The organism is Psychrobacter sp. M17(2026), assembly GCF_055699815.1.
The window spans coordinates 2602471-2623577 of the sequence record NZ_CM146741.1 but is presented as its reverse complement, the minus strand read 5'-3'; the positions used below and the strand labels follow the sequence as shown (position 1 = coordinate 2623577).

Sequence of the window (21107 nt, the reverse complement as noted above, 5' to 3'; positions counted from 1 at the left end):
GCTCATTAGCTGACGTGCCTAGCGAGTCGTTATTAGTTAATGAGAATGGTTTTCATAATCCATTTATTTAAGTATAATAAACACGTTGCTGATGGTGATTAGCAGCGTGTTTTGGTTTACGTTTTAATAGCTCTATATTTGGGCTCAGGTTATAGATATGAATATAATAAAAGCGCTACCATCAGTTTTTATTCACAAGTCTACCAAGCAAGATTTTAGCTATTATAAGTCCCAACTCTTATCTAACCATCGTCAAACAAATACCTCAAAGCCGTTTTTTACACAGACTACCAAACTCTCTTTAACCCTATCATTCGCGCTCGCGATTAGTGCTTGCCAACCTAGTAATGTTGCTGATAACTCATCTGTCACCACTGAGCGCGCACAAACCGTTGAAAGCTTAGCGGGCGTATCGATGCAGCATCTGGCGACTTTTGATCCGCAAGAGATCAAGCAAGGTGGCGATACAGGCGTAACTATTACTAGCGCTGAGAGTTACTCTAAGCCTTCATCGAACCTGACGGCTTTACGCAAAGGTGACTTTTTTGTTGGTAATGCCTTTTTTAAACAACCTTGGGTGATCGCGCCTGCCAGTACCGATAGCCGTGATGGTCTTGGCGCATTGTTCAATGTTGCCGCTTGCCAGTCCTGCCATATCAAAGATGGGCGTGGTCATGCACCAATGACTAGTAGCGATGATGCGGACAGTTTACTGATACGTTTGGCGATGCCTGCAAGTACTGATGAAGAGCGGAAACAACTTGCACAGTCGATGATAGAAAAAGTCGTGCATCCTATGTATGGCGGTCAGCTGCAAGATCGCGGCATTCAAGGTGTGCCCGCTGAGGCGCGTATCTCGGTACAGTGGACGGACAAGCCCGTTACTTTTGCTGATGGTCATATCGAGACTTTACGCGCGCCTACTTTTACACTGACTGATCCAGGTTATGGCGCGTTTGATGATGAGCTAATGGTCTCACCACGCATTGCGCTGCCGATGATTGGGCTAGGTTTACTCGATCAGATACCTGATGCGGATATTAAGAAGCAAGCGGTCAGTGTCGATAACAGCGCTAGTAAAGACACCACGGCTATTAGTGGCAAATTTAACTGGGTGCTTGACCCACAAACGGGCAAGACATCATTAGGGCGTTTTGGCTGGAAAGCAGGGCAAACTAAGCTCGTCACGCAAAATCAAAGCGCTTTTAATGAAGATATGGGACTAACATCCAATATTCGACCGATCGAATCTTGTACGCCGTTGCAAACGGCTTGTCTAAACGCAACTACAGGCGCTGATGAACAAGGCAATGGTAAGCCGCCTGTTGAAGTCAGCGATGAAGTGGTCAAGTTCGTTGAGTTTTATACCCGTAACTTAGCCGTTCCGAACCGCCGCGATGCTGATAGTGAGCAGGTGCTTGCTGGCAAAAAGCACTTTTATGATATGGGTTGTCAAAGCTGTCATACACCACGCTATCAGTTGCCAAAAACCGATGATGATCATCTTGAGCAGCATGGACAAGTGATTTATCCTTATACCGATTTATTGTTGCACGATATGGGTGATGATCTAGCCGATCGGACTATCGCTGGTAAATTGCCGTCAAAAGACGCACAAGTTGAATTCTTGGCCAACTCTTATGAATGGCGCACTCCAGCGTTATGGGGTATAGGGCTGGCGCAGACCGTCGATTCACAAGCAACATTTTTGCATGATGGTCGTGCTCGTACACTTATAGAAGCAGTACTATGGCATGGCGGTGAGGCAAAAGCCCAGCAGCAAAAGGTACTCCAGTTAGATAAGCAAGGCCGTGCTGAGCTAAACGCATTTTTACAATCATTATAAGCGTATAGCTAAAGTTATCCGCTTTAGCTATTAACAAATAGAACCATTAAGCCACTATCAGGCTAATACAGAGAACATTATGAAAAAGAACCACGCCCTAATGATGGCATTATCGGCACTGAGTGCGGGAATACTAATCAGCTGCGTAAAGCCTGTTGATGAAAATCAGAGCGCTGACGTTGAGAGCCAAGTAGTCGCGCCTGATACCGCCATAAATGAGACGATAACTGATGATCAAGCTATCGCTATCACTCCTGTAGATATCAGCGCTGATACGCAAAAGAGCTATTTAACCCATGTAGCGGATAATATTGTCATACCAGCGTATGCGAATGCGGCTAAGCAAAGCACTCTGCTCCATGAGTTAGCACAAAAGCACTGTCAAGGCACAGCGGTCAGCGGTGATGAGCTGCAAGCACTGCGTGATCAATGGCTAGTATTAGCCCAAGCTTGGGCAGTAGCTGAGATGGTTAACTTCGGTCCAGCAACCGAAAGCATGAGCAATCTATATATTAATTATTATCCTGATGAGCGCGGACTCATTCATAGTGGCGTTGCAGATCTGATAGCCGCTAATCCTAATCTGACACCAGCGCAACTACAAGGTGAGAGTGCTATTGTACAAGGAGTGCCAGGATTAGAAGAAGCGCTTTATGCTAAGGATAGTCTAGATGCAGCTCAGTGCGCTTATGTGATCAGTGCCAGTAGCGCACTAAGCGACCGCTTAAGTACCATCACAACAGACTGGCAGAATAATGCAACAACGCTATTAGCAATCAATAAAACAGCAACGGGTGACCAAGGTCTAAATCAATGGATTAACTCCTTACTGTCACTGCTTGAAATCATGAAGACCAATGCTATCGATCAGCCATTAGGACTGACGGGTAAAGCTAAAGGTCATGTGCCAGCGTCTACAGCAGGGCAGAGCCGAGCTATTATTAATGCTAAGATTGCCACGCTCAATAAAGCGCTAACTGACCCTGTATTAACTGCAATCTTGAGTACGAACCAAGACAGTAACGTCGGTAATGAGTTATCAACGGCACTTAGTGACACCACAACGTTACTGGCGCAAATGCCAGAGGATATTGCTACTGCTGACAAAGCAGCACAGCAGGATCTGTTTGATCATTTAACGACAGTGACGCGCCTGATTAAAAGACAGTTGATACCTGCTCTAGGTTTACGAGTGGGTTTTAATAGTAACGATGGTGATTGATTTAGGGTGGATAACTGGTAACTGTAGGCTAGGCAACGATAGGCTGGGCAACGATAGGCTGGGCAATCTGACACAAGAGGTGCTGATAATGAGTGAAAATAAGACGTCTAAAAAACAATTAGCAGTACATTCTAATGTCTTAAAAACGGCGATAGGTACGGTTTTTGGGACAGCTACCTTAGTCTGCATTCATCATTGCTATCGCAGACAACAGCAAGCGGACGCGCGCTTGCAAGATTATTTAACAGGCCTGCGTTATCAGCTGCGCTCTTTAGCAGTATCACCAAACTCAACCCTTAACCGTTTACAACACACCTATCAGCAAGCGGTATCGAGCTACAAAAACTACCCTAAAGATAGCTTAGGTAAGCTAAATCGTTCAAGCGATCATTATGATATAGCTAAGCGACATACTACTGTGATGCTAGCACGTCCAGTTTGCTGGGTAAGTGGCGTATCATCGATGCCAAAGCCTATGAGCTCAACCCTTGCCAAAGTATCTATCAGTGAGAAATCAATTAGTGCAGGGCGCAACAGCAAGCCTTGTTGCGGCGTCGTCGGTATCGATGCCGATCGGCAAATCGTTTGGCAGACCACGATGCCTGAGCGCGTGCATGATATTGTTGTGCAGCCGAATGCTAGCCAATGTAGCGATAGCGAAAACCGTGATGTGATAGTGATGGGTCGTCGTCCAAGCGAGAGTTTTTGGGTATTAGATACGGCGACTGGACAAGTAAAACACGCGATAAAATCGGCAGCGGATCGACACTTTTATGGTCATGCTTGTTATAGCTTAGACGGATCACAGCTATATGTGACCGAAAATGATACCGTCACTCTAAACGGCAAAATCGGTATTTATGATGTTAATGATAGCTATCAAAAAGTAGCAGAGTTTGACTCATACGGTATCGGTCCGCATGAGCTGCTTATGCATCCTAATAGTGAGACTTTGATAATCGCTAATGGCGGTATAAAGACCGAGCAAGCGTCACGCGATGAGCTAAATTTAGATAGTATGCGTCCGTCACTGGTCTATCTTAATCGCCATAACGGTGAGCTGTTGGAACAGATTATCCCTGAGCATAATCAGATGAGTATTCGTCATTTAGCCATGCATGATGATGGTACAGTAATGATCGGCATTCAGTTCCAAGGGGAGCGGCATATCAATGTGCCGCTAGTATTGACTCACTCGCGCGGTGATAGCGAGTTTAAGCCACTCATTATGCCGAACAATCAATGGCAGCGCTTTCATCAGTATATCGCCAGTGTCGCAGTCGATAGCGAGAAAAACCAGCTTTGTGTCACCACACCTATCGGTGGCTGCGCGGCGATTTACGATCTAACCACGCGCAAATTAATCGATGCGGTAAATCTCCCTGATTGCGCAGGGGCTTCAATTTTGACCAATAGCGCTACTACTAGTGCCATTTTCAACACTAGTGCCAACGGCAGTGCTAATGATGAGAATTATACCAATGATATAAGTTCAGGCTTTATCGTTAGTGATGGGCAAGGCCAGTTAACCACCTTACGGACCAAAAGTATGGCGTTAGATGATAGCGCAGACGAGGAAGTGTCTGGTCGAATTATCCAAGATAGTCAGCATCATAAGATGTCTTTTGATAATCACTTGCAAGCGCTTTGATAGTAGACCTCTATGAGCCTTTGTAGGGTGCGCCCAGCGCACCAATTTCTCATTACAACCTAATCAACCATGCGCATAGTACATCTATACTCACTTTAATTTTTGAATGATATAAGTTAGATATTTAAGGTAGACGTAATGGCTAGAGAGTCAGGTAAGTCCTTATTAAACTCAATCACTCAACGCTTAGCAGCGGCAGATATCGAGCTGCAAATTCAGCAAAAACGTGTCAAAAATATTAACTTCCGCTTAAGACCTAATTTGCTAAGCGTATCTGTACCTTTAACTATTAACGTAGAGCAGATAGCGCAAGCCATCGATAAACGCTTGGACTGGGCACTTACTCATCATGAGCAAGTGCTCAAGCATTACGAGCGCAAACAACAGCTTGCCTCAATATCCAAGATAGCCTCTCAGTCAATTATGCTGTGGGGCGTAGCGCAAACCCTTACCCTAAACAATCAGCAAATGCTTGACTATTATCGTCAGCAGTTAACGCTAGTGATGCCAGATTTATTTGAGAAGTGGCAACCTATTATTAAAGCTCAAGCTGTAGAGACCCGTATCAAAAAAATGCACACCCGTTGGGGCAGTTGCAATACTCGTGCTCGGCGAATTTGGTTGTCGGTCTATTTGCCCGCATATCCTATTGAGTGCACTGAATATGTTATCGTCCATGAGCTATGTCATTTGCATCATGCCAATCATAGTCGCGCTTTTTGGCAAACAGTTGAAAAAGCAATGCCAGATTATAAAAAGTGGCATGATATGCTGGCAGGTAAGACTGGTAGATTAGATTGAGAATAAAAGGTAAACCTATTACAAAAAAGGCTAACTTATGAAAAACGTTAACCAAGCCAAGTTTTGGCAACAGCGCTATGAGAACGATAGTATTCAATGGGATATGGGTGAGGTTTCACCACCGCTTAAAAGATATATCGATCAGTTACCCGAGTCCGCAAAAGATCAAGCTATTTTAGTAGCAGGTGCTGGCAATGCTTATGAAGTAGGTTACTTGCATGAGCAAGGCTTTAACAATGTCACGTTAGTTGATTTTGCTGCTGCGCCAATTGCTAATTTTGCTAAGCGCTATGCTAATTTTCCTAAAGATCAGCTCATTTGTGCCGATTTTTTTGAGCTTTCTGCTGAGCAATATAGGTTTGACTGGGCACTAGAGCAAACCTTTTTTTGTGCGATAAACCCTAAGCGCCGTGACGAGTATGTAGAGCAGATGGCGCGATTATTGAAGCCAAAGGGTAAGCTAGTAGGATTACTGTTTGATAAAGACTTTGGTAATAACCATCCGCCGTTTGGCGGTAATAGTGAGACATATCAGCAGCGTTTTCGATCGCACTTTAACATTGAGATTATGCAGCCTTGCTATAATTCGCATCCAGCAAGGCTAGGTAGTGAGCTATTTATTAAACTGCAATTGCAGTAATCTCACATTCAATATTTCGCCGAGCTATATGCTCTAAGCGCTGATAATAATCATCGGTTAAGTACAATCTATCATGAGCTAATAATCCTTCCAAAACTGCAGTGCGTCCATTACGATAATCATCGATAGCAACGTGCGCATACTCTTGGCGTACTGCTTGCGCATAACGCTCATAATCTGCCCAATCCGCACCCAAGATACTTAAATCCATATCTAACAAAAAAGCGGCATCACTATCTGAAATGTTGTCATTATTATCACCCAGTTGATGAGTAGCCGTCATTATAATTAGCGCATAGATACGCTGGTGCTGCTCAGCTGTTAGATGATTTTGCAATTGCGCTACAGCATATTTTGCGCTGTTTAGCTCATTATCTGGCTGAGTTGGGTCGTAAATAATATCGTGATAAAACAGCGCTAGGGCGACGATGTGCGGTTGTTCTAATTTATCTCGTAGGTGCGCAAACTGCTCAAATAAATGCTGAAGATGAGTCAAGTTGTGATAAGCGCGCACAGACTCGCTGTAATGATTGGCGACATCCTGCCACAACGCCTGACTAATAACAGGCGTAATAGTATTGTCGATAGCTAATAAGTGCTCAGTAAAGTGCTTACTGAGACTATCCATAATCAGTGGTGGTGAAGACAAGCTTTTATTTATCTTTTTAGTTGTCATTGATCACTCTTCAGTCTTGGCTAGCAGCGCTCTCAAGCGCTTGCTTGAACACATCGCCCAGTAGATTGACATCATCAACGCGCGCGTAGTTAAGGCGAGTGACAAAGGCAATATGTCGGTGCGGCCCTGCCTCGGCAAGTGGTACAGCGATGGCATCCTGATTTTGCAAATGCAACTGACTCAATGCCATTTGCGGTACTAAAGTGGTGCCCATTTTTGCTAAGGCCATTTGAATTAAGGTATTCAAACTGGCATCAGAAAAGCTAGATTTCATCTTTTCCCGATCAAAGTGACAAACTGACAAGGTTTGATCGGTCAGACAATGCCCTTCGCCAAGGAGCATCAGATTCGCCGTTGCCAGCTCATCAGCATTGATAGTTTCAAGCTCGGCATGGACATCATCTTTAGGAAATACTGCAAAGAAGTCCTCATGCCAAAACTCAAAGCTATGCAGCCCATCAACCGCATAGGGCAGCGCGATAATAGCCGTATCGATGTGACCATAACGTACTTGCTCTAGCAAGCGCTCCGTCTGTTGCTCGATAATGGTCATCCGAAATTCTGGATAATGCTGACGTAAGGCAGGCAATACTTTAGGCAGTAGATAAGGCGCAATAGTCGGGATAATGCCCACAGTCATAGGATAGGCTAATGGCGTCTGATGGCTTTGCGCGCGTGTAGTCAGGTCATTGACCTCGGAGAATACCCGCTGAGCACGAGTTAGGATATCCTCCCCGATTGGGGTGATAAGTACTTGCTTATTATTACGCTCAAAAATCTGCGTATCCAGTTGCTTTTCAAGCTCAGCGATACCTAAGCTCAATGCAGATTGTGAGATATTACAGTCTTCAGCTGCTCGTTTGAAGTGGCGGTGTTTGGCGACGGCTAAAGCAAATTCGAGTTGGCGTAGAGTAATCATAGAAATCCTTTAATAACTGGCTTTTATTAGAATAATAGATATTTAAATCGCTAAAAAATATCACAAATAAACATAAAACAGCTGCGTTTGAATATTACTTTTCTGGTAAGTATTTAATAGTGCCATTCTATAATGAATTGGGCCGTAGACATAGCTGGTTTACGTATGTTTAGACAATGAACAATACTCAGTAAACTAGTTTACCAAGATTAATAAAACAAAACATCAGGATAAAAACTTTTAATTAGATTAATTATAGAATTCGCGTATAGTTTGTCAGGTAGTCAAGAGCAATAAGACTTAAACAACAACAAATTATTAACCATTAACTATAAAGGAGCCTCACATGGCGTCTATTATCAATCAAGAAATTCCAGAGTTTTCAGCAGATGCGTATGTAAACGGTGAATTCAAAACCGTCACCTCTGAAGACGTAAAAGGCAGTTGGGCTATTTTCCTATTTTACCCAGCTGATTTTACTTTTGTTTGTCCAACAGAGTTAGAGGACATGGCATCTCATTACGAAGAGCTAAAAGGTTTAGGCGTAGAAGTCTACTCGGTATCAACCGATACCCATTTCACCCATAAAGCGTGGCATGACTCTTCAGACGCTATCGGTAAAGTGCAATATCCGATGATCGGCGATCCTACAGGCCGTATCACTCGTGGCTTTAACGTTATGATCGAAGAAGCTGGTTTGGCTGAACGTGGCACTTTCTTAGTCGATCCAGACGGACTGATTCAAGTCGCTGAGATTCATGCTGGCGGTATCGGTCGTAGCGCAAAAGACATGCTACGCAAAGTAAAAGCGGCACAGTATGTCCGTGATAACGATGGTGAAGTATGTCCAGCAGCATGGGAAGCAGGTCAAGCAACCCTAAAGCCAAGTCTAGATCTAGTCGGTAAAATCTAAGCTATTTGATAGTTGTTAGATAGTAAGATCTAAGTACTAAGTACAGAAAACCCCATTAGCTTCGGCTGATGGGGTTTTTTAGTCGTTGAATTTAAGCAGTTGTAGATATGTACAGTTATCGGATTTAGACAACTATTAAGTTTTGCAATATCTTATTTGAATATGCTAAGGATGAGACTGCACTTTGTTTTTATCTATTATTTTATAAATCTCATCTTTAAGCTGTAATTTGCGCCGCTTCATTTGCTCAATTTCATCGTCACGGCTGGCGTTTTGCACTCGGTCTTTATCGAGCTGATTGATCTGCTGGTCAAGCTGCGTATGCTCTTCAAAAATAACCGCAAAATGACTGTCTTTTAATTTTAGCTCACTAATAATGTCTTTATTATCTTGCCAAGTATCTGTTTTTCTCATGTGATCATCCTTGTTATTAAGTGTTTGTAGTCCTTCGATGTTTAAGCTCTCGTGTATCGCTACAAATAGTTGTTCTAGAACAGCTTGCTAAAACATCGGGTGAAGATGCATAAATGTAGAAAGGTTAGTGACTGAACTGTAATGCATCAAAGATACATTATTATTAAGAGTTGATATGATTTTTACCCTTTTAATAATGCAATCCATTCTCGATTGTAGCGAAATTATGATGGCGATACCACTGTCATATCTAGATTTATTATTTATAATACTAAACACATATCAATATACGATTGGTTTTACTAAACTTAGTATTTAAGTTTCTCAGCTTGCTCGAAGGTCACAAAGACATGATAATAGAATCATCAAAAGTCATACGCTAAGTGCCAATCGCGCTAGTTGTCATTGACTTTATAATATCTAAATAGTTATTTACTTTTATAAATAGGAATTATCATGATTGACCAAAGCTTACTAGATGCCGTTAAGAGCTATAGCGAAAAGATGACTCGTCCTATTACCTTTGTATTAGGTAGTGGTGAACATAGCAAACGCGCTGAGCTCATTGATTTTTTATCGAGCATTGCTAGCACGACAGACAAGATAAATTTTGACTCTAAAGCGAATGACAATAGCTTGCCAAGCCCAATCAGCTTTGCAGTACGCAGCCATAAAGACGATATGCTCGTTGATAATGGCATCGTATTTAGCGGTATTCCTGGCGGTCATGAATTTACCTCGCTCATTTTAGCCATTTTACAAACAGGTGGTCATACGCTAAAGCTGGATGAAGGCATTCAAAAGCTCGTGAAGCGCTTCAATAAGCCGTTACAGTTTCAGACCTATGTGTCATTGTCATGCCATAGCTGTCCAGAAGTGGTGCAGGCACTTAATCAGTTTGCACTATTAAACGATGACATCAGTAATGAGATGATTGATGGCGCATTATTCCAAGAGCAAGTCGATGCTAATAACATCCAAGGCGTGCCAGCGGTATTCTTAAACGGTAAGCCATTTGCCAATGGTTTGATCGATACGGCTAAACTTATCACCAAGCTACAAGAGCAGTTCCCTGATCTATTAGGTGAAGCCGATAGTGATGATAGCGAGCAGTTAGAGCAGCAAGATGTTACTATCATCGGAGCAGGTCCTGCTGGTGTTGCGGCAGCGATCTATACTGCGCGTAAAGGCCTAAAGGTAACGATGGTCGCTGATCGTATCGGTGGTCAGGTCAAAGACACGCAAGATATCGAGAACTTGATCTCTGTACCGTTAACCACAGGCACGCATCTATCCGCAGACTTCGTTAAGCATTTGCAAGAGTACAATATTACCCTTAAGCAGCACGTTACTGTAAAAGAGATAGATGAGACTGTTGATGAAAACTATAGCATTCATCTGAGTACGGGCGAGAGCTTTGAGACGCGTAGTATTATCTTAGCGACTGGGGCGCAATGGCGTAAGCTGAATGTACCGGGGGAAGAAGAAAATATCGGTAAAGGCGTGGCGTATTGTGCGCATTGCGATGGGCCATTTTTCAAAGGTAAAGATATCTCTGTCATCGGTGGTGGTAACTCAGGGGTTGAGGCGGCGCTTGACTTGGCAGGTATCGTCAAACACGTGACGGTTCTTGAGTTTGCTGACGAGCTAAAAGCCGATCAGGTACTGATTAATAAAGCCAAAGAGAAGTCTAATATCGAATTTATTACGGGTGCTGCGACCAAAGAGATTAAAGCCACTGATGGCAAGGTCAGCTCTATTGTCTTTGAAGATCGCAAAACGGGCGCTACTCATGAGCGCGACTTAGCTGGAGTATTTGTACAGATTGGCTTGATACCGAATACTGATTTTATCAAAGGCTTTGTCGATACGAATCGCTTTGGCGAGATTGAGATTGATGAGCGCTGCCGCACTGATCGCAAAGGTATTTTCGCTTGCGGTGATGTAACGACAGTACCTTTTAAGCAGATTAATATTGCTATGGGCGAAGGATCAAAGGCGGCGTTAAGTGCATTTGAATACTTAGTTATGCAATAAAGTTAAGTTCAGCAGACACGCCTAAGCTAGACCAAAACCACCTTAGCTAACAATAGCTGAGGTGGTTTTTTTGTGGAGTTTCACACTATCAATTCTCATATTAAAACAGCACTTATTAAAAAAATATTATCCTGTGCGTTACAGATGTGTGTCTTTAATGCGATAATACATCCAATGAAATCATTACCGCACTATAACCAGCTATTGAATAGTGGTTTGTCAAATATGACTAAAGAATGCAAGGAAGATAGCAATGGAGTATATTCAGGAGTTTTTCTCCCTGATTGGAGATTTAACGTGGGGCTGGGCACTCGTTCCGATGCTCATTATTTTTGGCCTATTATTTACTATTGTAGGTAGGTTTGCTCAGTTTAGATATTTTAAACGCATGTTTAGAGTATTTAAGACGGATGAGGTGGGCGACGAAGGAATTTCTGCCCGTCAGGCTTTGCTAGTGTCTATCGGCGGACGTGTTGGTGGTGGTAATATCGCTGGTGTCGCCGTTGCAATCTCTCTGGGTGGTCCAGGTGCGGTGTTCTGGATGTGGGTCGTGGCCTTAATCGGCATGATGACCAGTATCGTTGAGTGTAGTTTGGCTCAGCTATATAAGCGTAAAGATACCGATGGTAACTTTCGCGGTGGTCCTGCGACCTATATCTTGCACGGTTTAGGTAAAGACTATCGCTGGCTTGCCGTCATTTATGCTGTTTCTCTATTATTATCTTTTTCTATTGGGTTTGTAGCGTTCCAAGGCAATACGGTGGCAGGTTCTGCGCTTGAAAGCTTTGGTATCGATCGTTGGATATCAGGTGTGGTGCTGGTCATTGCGGGTGGATTTATCGTTTTTGGTGGCATCCAGCGCATTGCAAAAGTCGCTGACGTGGTCATCCCTGTGATGGCGCTGATCTATATCGGTATGGCGCTTATTGTGATAGGACTGAACTTTACAGAATTGCCTTCACTCATGGTGCTGATTGTCAAAAACGCCTTTGGTATTGAGTCTGTGGTAGGCGGTGGTATTGGGGTGGCGATTGAGCAGGGCATGAAGCGCGGCTTATTCTCTAACGAGGCAGGGTTGGGTTCTGCACCTAATATTGCTGCTACCGCTTATGCGACTCACCCTGTTAGCCAAGGTATATCGCAGTCATTATCAGTATTTATCGACACGATAGTCGTATGTAGTGCCACCGCATTTATGATTTTGCTTAGTGGGGTGTATCAACCAGGCGCTGAAGTCGATGGTATTGTACTGGCTCAGCAAGCGCTTAGTAATCAGCTCGGGGATTGGTCACAGTATGTATTAACCATAGCGTTATTGTTGTTTGCCCTAAGCTCTATTATGTATAACTACTACATGGGTGAAAACTCCATTAACTTTTTGGTCAAAAAGAATATCAAACAAGCGACGTTTATTTTACGAATTGTGGTTATTGGAGTATTGTTCCTCGGGGCAGTAGCACCTACGGCAACCGCTGTGTTCTTCTTCGCTGATCCGTTAATGGGTGTGCTAGCTCTAGCAAACTTACTGGCGTTGATTATGCTATTCCCGCGAGCCAAGCGCTTACTTGATGACTTTGCCCGTCAATTAAAAGCAGGGGTCAAAGAGCCATTATTCGATGCACAAGAGTATGAGAAGTTGGATATTGATCTGAGTGCATGGGGTAAAGAGGCGGTAAAAGAGGCGTTAGATCAGAAGCAGTAGTTTGAGTACCTTTTACTCCCTTTAATCAAAAAACCACTTCAGCCTATTAGCATGGTTGAGGTGGTTTTCTATTTACATTAGATAACTTATCTAGACAATGCCCCGCATACAGACGTAATCTCGCCCGCTTCATCTTCTTCAATTATCCGAGTCTCTGTTAAAGCCAATTCAATCCAAGATTGCATATGAACGTTATTTAGCATAGTTTGGCAATACTGTTTAGTGGTTGGTTTTAACTCAATACCAGACGCTTTTGCATAAGTTTGTAGGCGCAAAACCACAGGAGCAAAGAACGCATCCGCTACCGTAAAATTGCCAAATAAATAGCTATCGGCTGCTCTACCTGCTAGACATTCTTCAAATATTTGCTCAATACGAGCGATATCTTTTAGACAAGTAGCGCTTGGCTCAATACGGGCTGTCGCTCGAATATTCATCGGCATCTCACTACGAATACCCGACAATCCTGAATGCATCTCAGCAACGATACTTTGACAATACGCTCTATCCTTTTTTGAATTTATAGCATTGGTTTCTATTGCAGATTTATTTTTACCTGACCATATATCAATATTTGTCAAATAATCGTTGGCATAAATAGCAATAGCTAGCGTATCCCAAACGGTCACTTTTTCATTATCTACCAACACAGGAACTTTAAGCGTTGGCGAATTAGCATCGAGTACGGGCATCGCTGATGGCGAAAACAGCTCAATAACTTGCTCATCAAACTCAATATCAAAAGCTTTGAGTAGTAGCCAAGCTCGTAGCGACCAAGATGAGTAGTTTTTATTACCGATGATGAGAACTGGCTTTTGCATAATGATCTCCTAAATAATTTAAATAGAATTTTATTATGTCGTCAATATTGACTGCATACCAGCGCAAAAACCTAATGCTATCTATAAGAAGTTTAGAGAATGAAAGTCTATCCACTATCGCAGGCCTTATGCTAATGTGAAGCTTATGACACTTTAGTCTATGAGGTAGATGAGTGGATATTGAAGCGTTACGCTGCTTTATTGCAGTGGTTGAAACCGGAAGTTATACCCAGGCAGCGGCACAAGTGCATCGCAGCCAGAGCGCTGTAAGCCAAAAGATGCATAAGCTGGCTGAACAAACTAATAAATCGCTATTTATTAAGTCAGGGCATAAGCTGAAATTAACCGAGGATGGTAAGTTCTTATTGAGTTATGCAAGGCATATTATAAGCTTGCATGATGATGTATTAAGGCAGATGCAGGATAGCAAGCAGATTATTCGACCATTGCAATTGGGCTGCCCTGATGACTATGCACAGCAAGTACTACCAAAGATAGTGGCACAAATCCGTCATTGCGTGCCTGATTTGCCTATTCACGTACACAGTTATAACTCTGTAAGACTGCGTGAGATGTTATGCACAGGTTTACTGGACGTGGCTATCGTGTCACGTTCATCAGCTACAGAGGCAGGGCAGTTTTTGCAGCAAGACAAAGGAGTTTGGGCGTTTGATGGCGACGTTGAGAACTTAAGAGAGCATTTTGATCAGATGAGAAAGATATCACTAGTATTGATTGATGAAAGCTGTCATTTTCATCACGCTGCTGTGCAGAGCTTAAGTCAAATAAATATTGCCAGTCAGATTATTTGTAGTGTAAATAGTGTGAGTGCGATCACCAGCCTAGTGGTATCAGGATTAGGAATTACTGTTGTTGCACAGAGTAGTCTGGGGCAGATGATGCCGCTAACAGATGATAATAATCCACTACCCTTTATGCTACCAAAATTGCCCGAAGTTATTATTGAGATGGTCATAGCAGCAAACACCCATCCCAATTTTGGACGGGCGCAGTTGGCAGAGGTTTGTAAGCGTTATTGCGCTAATTCTTATTCCGAATCAGCGCAATAACAGGGATGGCAATCACGTACATCAGCACACCGTAGACCGCAGCAGGTAACGCGATAGCAGGCAGACTCGCGGTTGTACCCATAATAATAGGCGCCAGCGTAATCGCTGTGGTGCTATTTTGAATACTGGTCTCAATCGAGATAGTCTTAGTATCGGACCAATTTAGCTTGAACGCTTTTGCAATCATAATACTCAAAGCAAATAAAGTGGCGATAATAAATACTAGCTCAAGCCCAATAACGCTGACTTGTGATTTTAGTAATTCCCAATTAGAAGCCACCGCTGCGAAGACAATCAACACAAAAAAGACGCTGGCAAGCCCGTTTAAAATATTACTTCTACGCACCATAAAGTCGGTGAATTTATGACGAGCTAGCATACCTAAAGTGACTGGTAGAGTGGTCAGTAAAAACATCACTATACCGATCTTTACCGCACTAATAGAGCGGGCTTGATCCTGCAAAAAGTAATCAAAGGCAAAGGTAATCATGATAGGTAACGTAATGACAGAGAGTAGACTGACTGTACCTGTGAGGGCAACTGATAGTGCGACATTGCCCTTGGCATAAAAGGTAAGCATGTTGCTGGTGACACCGCCTGGACAAAAACTAATCAACATAATGCCAAAAGCAATAATCGGTGGTGGTGACATGACCAGTACGACGACTAAAGCCACTACAGGTACTAGAATAACTTGATTAAATAGACCGATGAAAAAGGCCTTGGGATAGGCACTAATCACTTTAAAGTCGCTACCTTTGAGTCCAGTCCCCAAGGTAAACATAATATAGGCAAGAGCTAAAGGTAATAAGCTGAGAGCGATGTTACTCATGGAACTTTCCTTGTAAAAATAATCGTAATGACAAATGAGACTGACGGTTTATCTTCCTGATGCCGCCTGCAAAACAACTAGCATACCTTAAATAATAAGTCATCCAATAAAGCAATGTTTGATCATACCAGACCTTAGCTTATTTATAATATAAAACAGTGCACTCGATAAAGAGTAATAAAAAAAGGCCTACAAATTTGTGTAGGCCTAATGATTGTTTAATAATCGTTTAATGACTGCACAATAACTGTTTAACAGATTATTTATCCTCAGTCATCTAACAAGTCCATCTGTTTTGCGGCTTCATAAATGCCTGTTGAGCGCGCGCCCGTACGACAAAATATTAGAACAGGCTGCTCAGCTTGATTAAAAAAGTCAGCAAAGTCCTCGACATGCTGCTGAGTCAGACCAGTACCTGCAAAAGAGATTTCTTTATAGGCAATGCCTGCCTGCTCAGCAGCGGCAGCAATATCAGCACTTAGTGGCTGATTGCTCTCTTCACCATCAGGACGATTATTGATAATGGTTTTAAAACCTTGCTCGCCGAGTGTCGCAACTTGTTCAGGCGTGATCTGCCCTTGGATATTGATATTATGTGCCATAAAATTTCCTTAATGGGTATTATTGATTGAATAAAATAGGGTGTGCTGGCTTTTTATAACAGGCCTTGCATCAATGCACTTTGATACAGTAATTTTGCACGCGCACCTGTACCACAGAACATCAAGATCGGCTTGGGAAAGGCATGATAAAACTGGGCAAATTGCTCGACAGTAACCATGCTCAAACGCTCGTCATCAAAAGGTAGATGATGATAAGCCAAATTGGCTTGTTCAGTAGCCATCGCCAAATCTTGGCTGCTTGGCTGAGTAATATGCTCATCATCAGGACGAATATTAATGATCGAGCGATAGCCTAATTCTGCAAGTTTGGCGCATTGCACAGGATAGATTTGTTTATAGATAGTGATGTTTTCAGTCATAAGTAAAGTCGGTTGCTTGAATTAAGTGATGTTATTAAAAGCTAACAATAGGTTTAGTATTACAGTGACCCATCATAACGGTATTGTATGGGGGACGGCAACAACCATTATAAGTTTAAAATAATCTAAAGATCTTTTAGCGCAATCACAGCATCAATAGTACTCAGATAAACTTGTCCTGAGAGCTCGGTGATTAAAGGCGTATTGCCGATGATATCCATAACAGGGCCTTTAATAAAGCTAAAGTGCAAATGCTTATTATCAAGGATAAGCTCCTTATTGAGCGTCATGAGCATCTCTTGAGCAGTGAGATCAATATGATTGACCGCCGCCATAATTAAGATAATCTCACTGGCATCTGGATATTGCTTGGTCGCTCTCAAGACATGCTGGTGTACCGATTCGCTATTACCAAAGAACAGACTCTCATCAATACGCAGCATCACTAAATTATGAAAAGTAATCACATCATGACGGTTAATATTACGAAAGTGCCCAGTACCTGCTAGCTGACCGACCACCGCTACATGCGGCTGACTAGATTGTAATATAAGGCTGGCAAAGGACACCATTAGACCAATCACCAAGCCAGTATTGAGTCCAAATACTAATACGCCAACGAAGGCAGCGATAAAGCTCGCCGCATCCAAGCGATCGCGTTGCCATGCTGATTTAAAGGTAGCAACATCGATCAGTCCAACAATAGAGGCCATAATCGTCGCACCCAATATCGCATAGGGTAGTGGCGCAAGCGCAGCGCCAAAAGCGATCAATGCGGCAATCATCACCAGTACCGTGACTAAGCTGGCAAGGGGCGTCCTAGCGCCTGAGTCAGCATTGATTGCGGTACGCGAGAAGCCACCAGCGATAGCAAAGCTCTGAAACAGGCCGCCTGCGATATTTGCCAGTCCGAGTCCTGTCAGCTCACGATTGGCATCAAAGCGCTCATCGCGCACGCGAGCATAGGTGCTCGCCACTGAGCTACTTGAGACAAATACGATCAGCGCCATAAGACCTGCAGTAGGCAAGAGGTTTAGCGCTTCACGCACATTGGGTGTATGCGGTAGAGTGAAGCTTGATAACCCTTGCGGAATCTTGCCGATAGTAGCAACCCCGGACGTTGACCAATGGAGAGTCAAGCTCATTAGCAGTGCTGCTATAAGTAACAGAAGCGGAAACAAGCGCTCAGCCCACTTAGCAAGGCTGGCTGGTAGCCATGAGCGCCAGATCCACCGACTAGCATAGCGATTGGCTACTAACAGTATAAGAGCGCTGACGCCAATGAGCAGCGTTAATGGATGTAGCTGCTCAGCATACTTCATTATGCTCGACACGTAGCCGACTAAGTTATTGCCTGCTATAGGAATAGCGGTAAGATATTTAAGCTGGCTGACAAAGATTAGTACTGCCGCACCACTGATAAACCCTGCCGAGACGCCGCGACTTATAAATTGCATAATCCAGCCAAGCTTGAGCCGTCCTGCAATGGTCAATAATACACCGACCATCAGCGCCAGCAAGCTCGCCATCAGCACATATTGCTCAGCACCTTGATCTGCATAGGCATGCAGAGCACTAGCGGTCATGATTGCTGTGATAGCGACGGGACCCACTGCTTGCACATTACTTGAGCCGATCCATGCATAGACGATAACAGGCACGATTGCCGCATATAGACCATAGACAGGTGGTAATCCTGCTAGTACTGCGTACCCTAGACTTTGCGGAATGACCAGTATACCTACCACTAAGCCTGCGACCACATCAGTCGGTAAAGTCGTGAGCTGGTAGTGACGCAACCAAGCAGGTATCAGACGGGTAGTGATAGAGGGCATATTTAAATAGTATCGTTTCAATTAAATATTAGTTTATAAGATCATGAGCTTGAAAGATCAATAATCTTAGCATTATTGCATCACTTTGCTTGAGCACAAAAGCGCTGATAGAGTAGCTGTAATACCGCCAAAGCATCGTCGCTTGCGATGCTGTAATAGATTTGCTTACCATCACGCCGCGTTGCCACTAGATTATCTTTACGCAAGATACCCAGCTGCTGTGAAAGGCTAGGTTGCCCAACACCAACGAGGCTTTCAAGCTCACTTACGCAGTATTCACCCTGAGTGAGCTGACATAATAGTAGTAAGCGATCAGGATGCGATAAGGACTTTAGCAGCTGGCTGGCTTGTGCTGACGCCTCCTGCATTTGTTTGGCAAGATCAATCGAAGCAAAATCAGTAGCGTCTGCGGTTGATTGCACATGATCTGATTGCGTTGAGGTGGCAGGATGGTTAGCCACTGAGGTCGAATTCATCAAAGCACACTCCTTATAAAGTTCATAGATTATAGAGGTCACGAATCATAGAGATTGTTATTGTAAGGGAAAGAGCTATATATAAGCTATAAATAGTGAACATCAATAAGATAGCCATCAATTATATAACAAATTTTTAAAAATTATAGTTATTTACATTATATAAATTGATAAAGTGTAGTAGTGTTGTTATATTGGTATAACTAATTAAAATCAATGACCAATAATAATTTGATCAACATCAACATAGATAATGTCAGCATTCGATGACACTTTCAGATAATAGCGAGGCCGCCATGCAAGTCCACTCTTTTTTACATCAAGATACTGAGACTTATACTCATGTATTAGCAGATGTCACCCAGCAATTATGTGCAGTGATCGATCCTGTATTAGATTTTGATCCTAAGTCAGGACACACTGGCACGGCAGATATCGACTCTGTTATTGATTTTGTACGCGAGCAAGGGTGGCAGCTGGTATATATCATTGAGACCCATGCTCATGCCGATCATTTGTCGTCAGCCATGTATCTACAAGAGACTCTAGGTGGCGAGCTAGTGATGGGCAAATATATTACTGAAGTACAAAAGATATTCAAACAAATATACAACTTTGATAGCAGCTTTCGCACCGATGCCAGTCAGTTCGATATTCTGATGGATGAAGGCGATACTCTAGCGCTGGGCGACATAACTATTACTGCGATGCACGTACCTGGACACACGCCAGCTGATATGGCTTATATTGCAGCGGATAGTGACAAGACAGCGGTGTTCGTTGGTGATACGCTTTTTGCCCCAGATGTAGGTACTGCGCGTTGTGATTTCCTAGGCGGCGATGCCAAAACTTTATATCATTCTATTCAAAAGCTACTTGCTCTCAGTGACGACACCGTCATGTATTTGTGTCATGACTATCCAAGTCAAGGGCGTAAGCACTGTCCAACGACTACTGTTGCGGCGCAAAAGCTGACTAACATTCATGTCAAAGACGGTATTAATGAAGCAGAGTTTATTGAGATGCGTGAGCGCCGTGATGCCACTCTTGAGATGCCACGGCTCATCATTCCCTCAGTACAAGTCAACATCGATGCTGGACACTTACCTGCGCCTGAATCAAATGGCACTCGTTATCTAAAAATACCGATTAATGTCTTAGGGTAGTAAATAGAAGATTAACTGATAGTGATAGCCATTAATTTTGATAGTAACAAATATTAATTTTAAAGCCCGTTTATTGAAGCTTAGATTAACACACCAAGTGCAACGCTAATTAATATTATAGAACGCCTGCATAGGCGTTTTAAACCCTAAGCGTTTTCTTGGTCTGTTGTTTAGTTTATTCTCAATGTCCTGTATCTCATTATCAGAGACTTGTCTAAAGTCACAACCCTTAGGCAAGAACTCTCTGATTAAGCCGTTAGTATTCTCGTTGGTTCCTCGCTGCCATGACGCATAAGCATCGGCAAAGAAGAAAGCGCTAAAGAGCTTTTGTTTCACCTTCTTATGCTGAGCAAACTCTTTACCATTGTCAGAGGTAATGGTCTTAACCTGTAACTTCACTGGCTTTAGGATACCTATCATTGCCTCTGATACTTGCTGTGCCGTTTTATGACCCACACGCTTCATTTTAAGCAGTCCTGTTTTACGTTCAACGAGCGTTACAATCGCTTGCTTGTGATGCTGACCGATAACGGTATCCGCTTCCCAGTCACCAATACGTGATCGTTCTTCCACAATACAAGGGCGCTCATGAATCGAGACTCTGTCGTTGATACGGCCTCGGGTCTCAGCCGTTAGTCGCTTACGGTAAGGTTTGGCTTTGCGTCTGAGATACTGCCATAACCTGCCGCCTTGTCTCTTGTCCCTCCAGATATAGCGATAGATGCTCATGTGACTAATACCACCATGAACTCCGGCTATTTGTTCAGGACTCCAGCTGTCTTTTAGCTTGTCTGTGACCCAATCCCATACATCAGCGATGATAGTGAAAGCATTGTTAGAGCGTCTGTCACAAGCCTTGTTATTAGCATGATTAGCTCGGTAACCTCGAAGGCTTTTATTGCGTCTGATCTCTCTTGATATGGTGCTAGGACTTCTTCCTAATGTGTCAGCTATAAATTTAATACTATGTTCTGCCCCTATAAGGGCATAAATCTGGTATCGTTCTCCTAGGCTTAGATGTGTATAGTTCATGGTTGCAATCTCACTTTGGTCGGTGGATAAAGACTTTGATGCTAGCGCATCTAGGTCTTTTTTTCACCTCGC

General features: G+C 43.2%; 20 protein-coding genes. 10 read left to right on the top strand and 10 right to left on the bottom strand.

Annotated features, from left to right (window positions below):
• Positions 1-157: 157 nt before the first annotated feature.
• The 5 genes from ACR63T_RS11150 (at position 158) to ACR63T_RS11130 (ending at position 6160) form a co-directional block, all read left to right on the top strand.
• The gene (locus tag ACR63T_RS11150; RefSeq protein ID WP_472784041.1) at positions 158-1846 is read left to right on the top strand and encodes a di-heme oxidoreductase family protein; all 1689 of its coding nucleotides are present in this window, start codon (positions 158-160) and stop codon (positions 1844-1846) included.
• Positions 1847-1925: 79 nt separating this feature from the next.
• The gene (locus tag ACR63T_RS11145; RefSeq protein ID WP_472784040.1) at positions 1926-3068 is read left to right on the top strand and encodes an imelysin family protein; all 1143 of its coding nucleotides are present in this window, start codon (positions 1926-1928) and stop codon (positions 3066-3068) included.
• Positions 3069-3156: 88 nt separating this feature from the next.
• The gene (locus tag ACR63T_RS11140) at positions 3157-4719 is read left to right on the top strand and encodes a DUF1513 domain-containing protein (protein WP_472784039.1); all 1563 of its coding nucleotides are present in this window, start codon (positions 3157-3159) and stop codon (positions 4717-4719) included.
• Between the two features lie 138 nt (positions 4720-4857).
• Positions 4858-5520 (top strand): M48 family metallopeptidase, encoded by a 663-nt coding sequence (locus ACR63T_RS11135; RefSeq protein ID WP_472784038.1) that lies wholly within the window; start codon positions 4858-4860, stop codon positions 5518-5520.
• A 37-nt stretch (positions 5521-5557) separates the two neighbouring features.
• Entirely contained in the window at positions 5558-6160 is a 603-nt protein-coding gene (locus ACR63T_RS11130; protein ID WP_472784037.1) for a methyltransferase domain-containing protein, read from the top strand.
• On the opposite strand, the gene ACR63T_RS11125 is transcribed toward ACR63T_RS11130, so the two are convergent.
• Both ACR63T_RS11125 and ACR63T_RS11120 read right to left on the bottom strand, forming a co-directional pair.
• On the bottom strand, positions 6141-6836 hold the full coding sequence (locus ACR63T_RS11125) for an HD domain-containing protein (RefSeq protein WP_472784036.1): 696 nt from the start codon (positions 6834-6836) through the stop codon (positions 6141-6143). The genes ACR63T_RS11130 and ACR63T_RS11125 overlap by 20 nt on opposite strands.
• Before the next feature lie 10 nt (positions 6837-6846).
• Positions 6847-7755 carry a hydrogen peroxide-inducible genes activator gene (locus ACR63T_RS11120; protein WP_201570078.1) on the bottom strand — a complete coding sequence of 303 codons (909 nt, stop codon included), beginning with the start codon at positions 7753-7755 and terminating at the stop codon, positions 6847-6849.
• A gap of 346 nt (positions 7756-8101) precedes the next feature.
• On the opposite strand from ACR63T_RS11120, the gene ahpC reads away from it, so the two are divergent.
• Complete coding sequence (gene ahpC / locus ACR63T_RS11115) at positions 8102-8668, top strand: alkyl hydroperoxide reductase subunit C (RefSeq protein ID WP_472784035.1); 567 nt, start codon at positions 8102-8104, stop codon at positions 8666-8668.
• Positions 8669-8833: 165 nt separating this feature from the next.
• Here ahpC and ACR63T_RS11110 read toward each other — a convergent pair whose 3' ends face one another.
• A complete protein-coding gene (locus tag ACR63T_RS11110) occupies positions 8834-9082 on the bottom strand; it encodes a YdcH family protein (protein WP_201570076.1) in 249 nt (82 codons plus the stop codon).
• 456 nt (positions 9083-9538) lie between these two features.
• Here ACR63T_RS11110 and ahpF point away from each other — a divergent pair, with 456 nt between their 5' ends.
• Entirely contained in the window at positions 9539-11119 is a 1581-nt protein-coding gene (gene ahpF, locus ACR63T_RS11105; RefSeq protein ID WP_472784034.1) for an alkyl hydroperoxide reductase subunit F, read from the top strand.
• A 253-nt stretch (positions 11120-11372) separates the two neighbouring features.
• The gene (locus ACR63T_RS11100; RefSeq protein WP_472784033.1) at positions 11373-12821 is read left to right on the top strand and encodes an alanine/glycine:cation symporter family protein; all 1449 of its coding nucleotides are present in this window, start codon (positions 11373-11375) and stop codon (positions 12819-12821) included.
• 86 nt (positions 12822-12907) lie between these two features.
• Here ACR63T_RS11100 and ACR63T_RS11095 read toward each other — a convergent pair whose 3' ends face one another.
• Complete coding sequence (locus tag ACR63T_RS11095) at positions 12908-13642, bottom strand: glutathione S-transferase family protein (protein WP_201570073.1); 735 nt, start codon at positions 13640-13642, stop codon at positions 12908-12910.
• Positions 13643-13815: 173 nt separating this feature from the next.
• Between ACR63T_RS11095 and ACR63T_RS11090 the strand changes: the two genes are divergently transcribed.
• The gene (locus ACR63T_RS11090) at positions 13816-14712 is read left to right on the top strand and encodes a LysR family transcriptional regulator (RefSeq protein ID WP_472784032.1); all 897 of its coding nucleotides are present in this window, start codon (positions 13816-13818) and stop codon (positions 14710-14712) included.
• Here ACR63T_RS11090 and ACR63T_RS11085 read toward each other — a convergent pair.
• The 5 genes from ACR63T_RS11085 to ACR63T_RS11065 form a co-directional block, all read right to left on the bottom strand.
• Positions 14684-15544, bottom strand: a complete 861-nt coding sequence (locus ACR63T_RS11085; protein WP_472784031.1) for a bile acid:sodium symporter family protein — start codon at positions 15542-15544, stop codon at positions 14684-14686. The two genes, ACR63T_RS11090 and ACR63T_RS11085, sit on opposite strands and share 29 nt — an antisense overlap.
• 269 nt (positions 15545-15813) lie before the next feature.
• Positions 15814-16146, bottom strand: a complete 333-nt coding sequence (locus ACR63T_RS11080; RefSeq protein WP_472784030.1) for a protein tyrosine phosphatase family protein — start codon at positions 16144-16146, stop codon at positions 15814-15816.
• 53 nt (positions 16147-16199) lie between these two features.
• Complete coding sequence (locus ACR63T_RS11075; RefSeq protein ID WP_201570067.1) at positions 16200-16526, bottom strand: protein tyrosine phosphatase family protein; 327 nt, start codon at positions 16524-16526, stop codon at positions 16200-16202.
• A 125-nt stretch (positions 16527-16651) separates the two neighbouring features.
• Complete coding sequence (locus ACR63T_RS11070; RefSeq protein WP_472784029.1) at positions 16652-18361, bottom strand: SulP family inorganic anion transporter; 1710 nt, start codon at positions 18359-18361, stop codon at positions 16652-16654.
• 80 nt (positions 18362-18441) lie between these two features.
• Entirely contained in the window at positions 18442-18729 is a 288-nt protein-coding gene (locus ACR63T_RS11065; protein WP_305900330.1) for an ArsR/SmtB family transcription factor, read from the bottom strand.
• A gap of 404 nt (positions 18730-19133) precedes the next feature.
• On the opposite strand from ACR63T_RS11065, the gene ACR63T_RS11060 reads away from it, so the two are divergent.
• Positions 19134-20003: an MBL fold metallo-hydrolase gene (locus ACR63T_RS11060; RefSeq protein ID WP_472785273.1), complete on the top strand. Its 870-nt coding sequence runs from the start codon at positions 19134-19136 to the stop codon at positions 20001-20003.
• A 105-nt stretch (positions 20004-20108) separates the two neighbouring features.
• Here ACR63T_RS11060 and ACR63T_RS11055 read toward each other — a convergent pair whose 3' ends face one another.
• Positions 20109-21035: an IS30 family transposase gene (locus ACR63T_RS11055; protein WP_472783565.1), complete on the bottom strand. Its 927-nt coding sequence runs from the start codon at positions 21033-21035 to the stop codon at positions 20109-20111.
• Between the last annotated feature and the right edge of the window lie 72 nt (positions 21036-21107).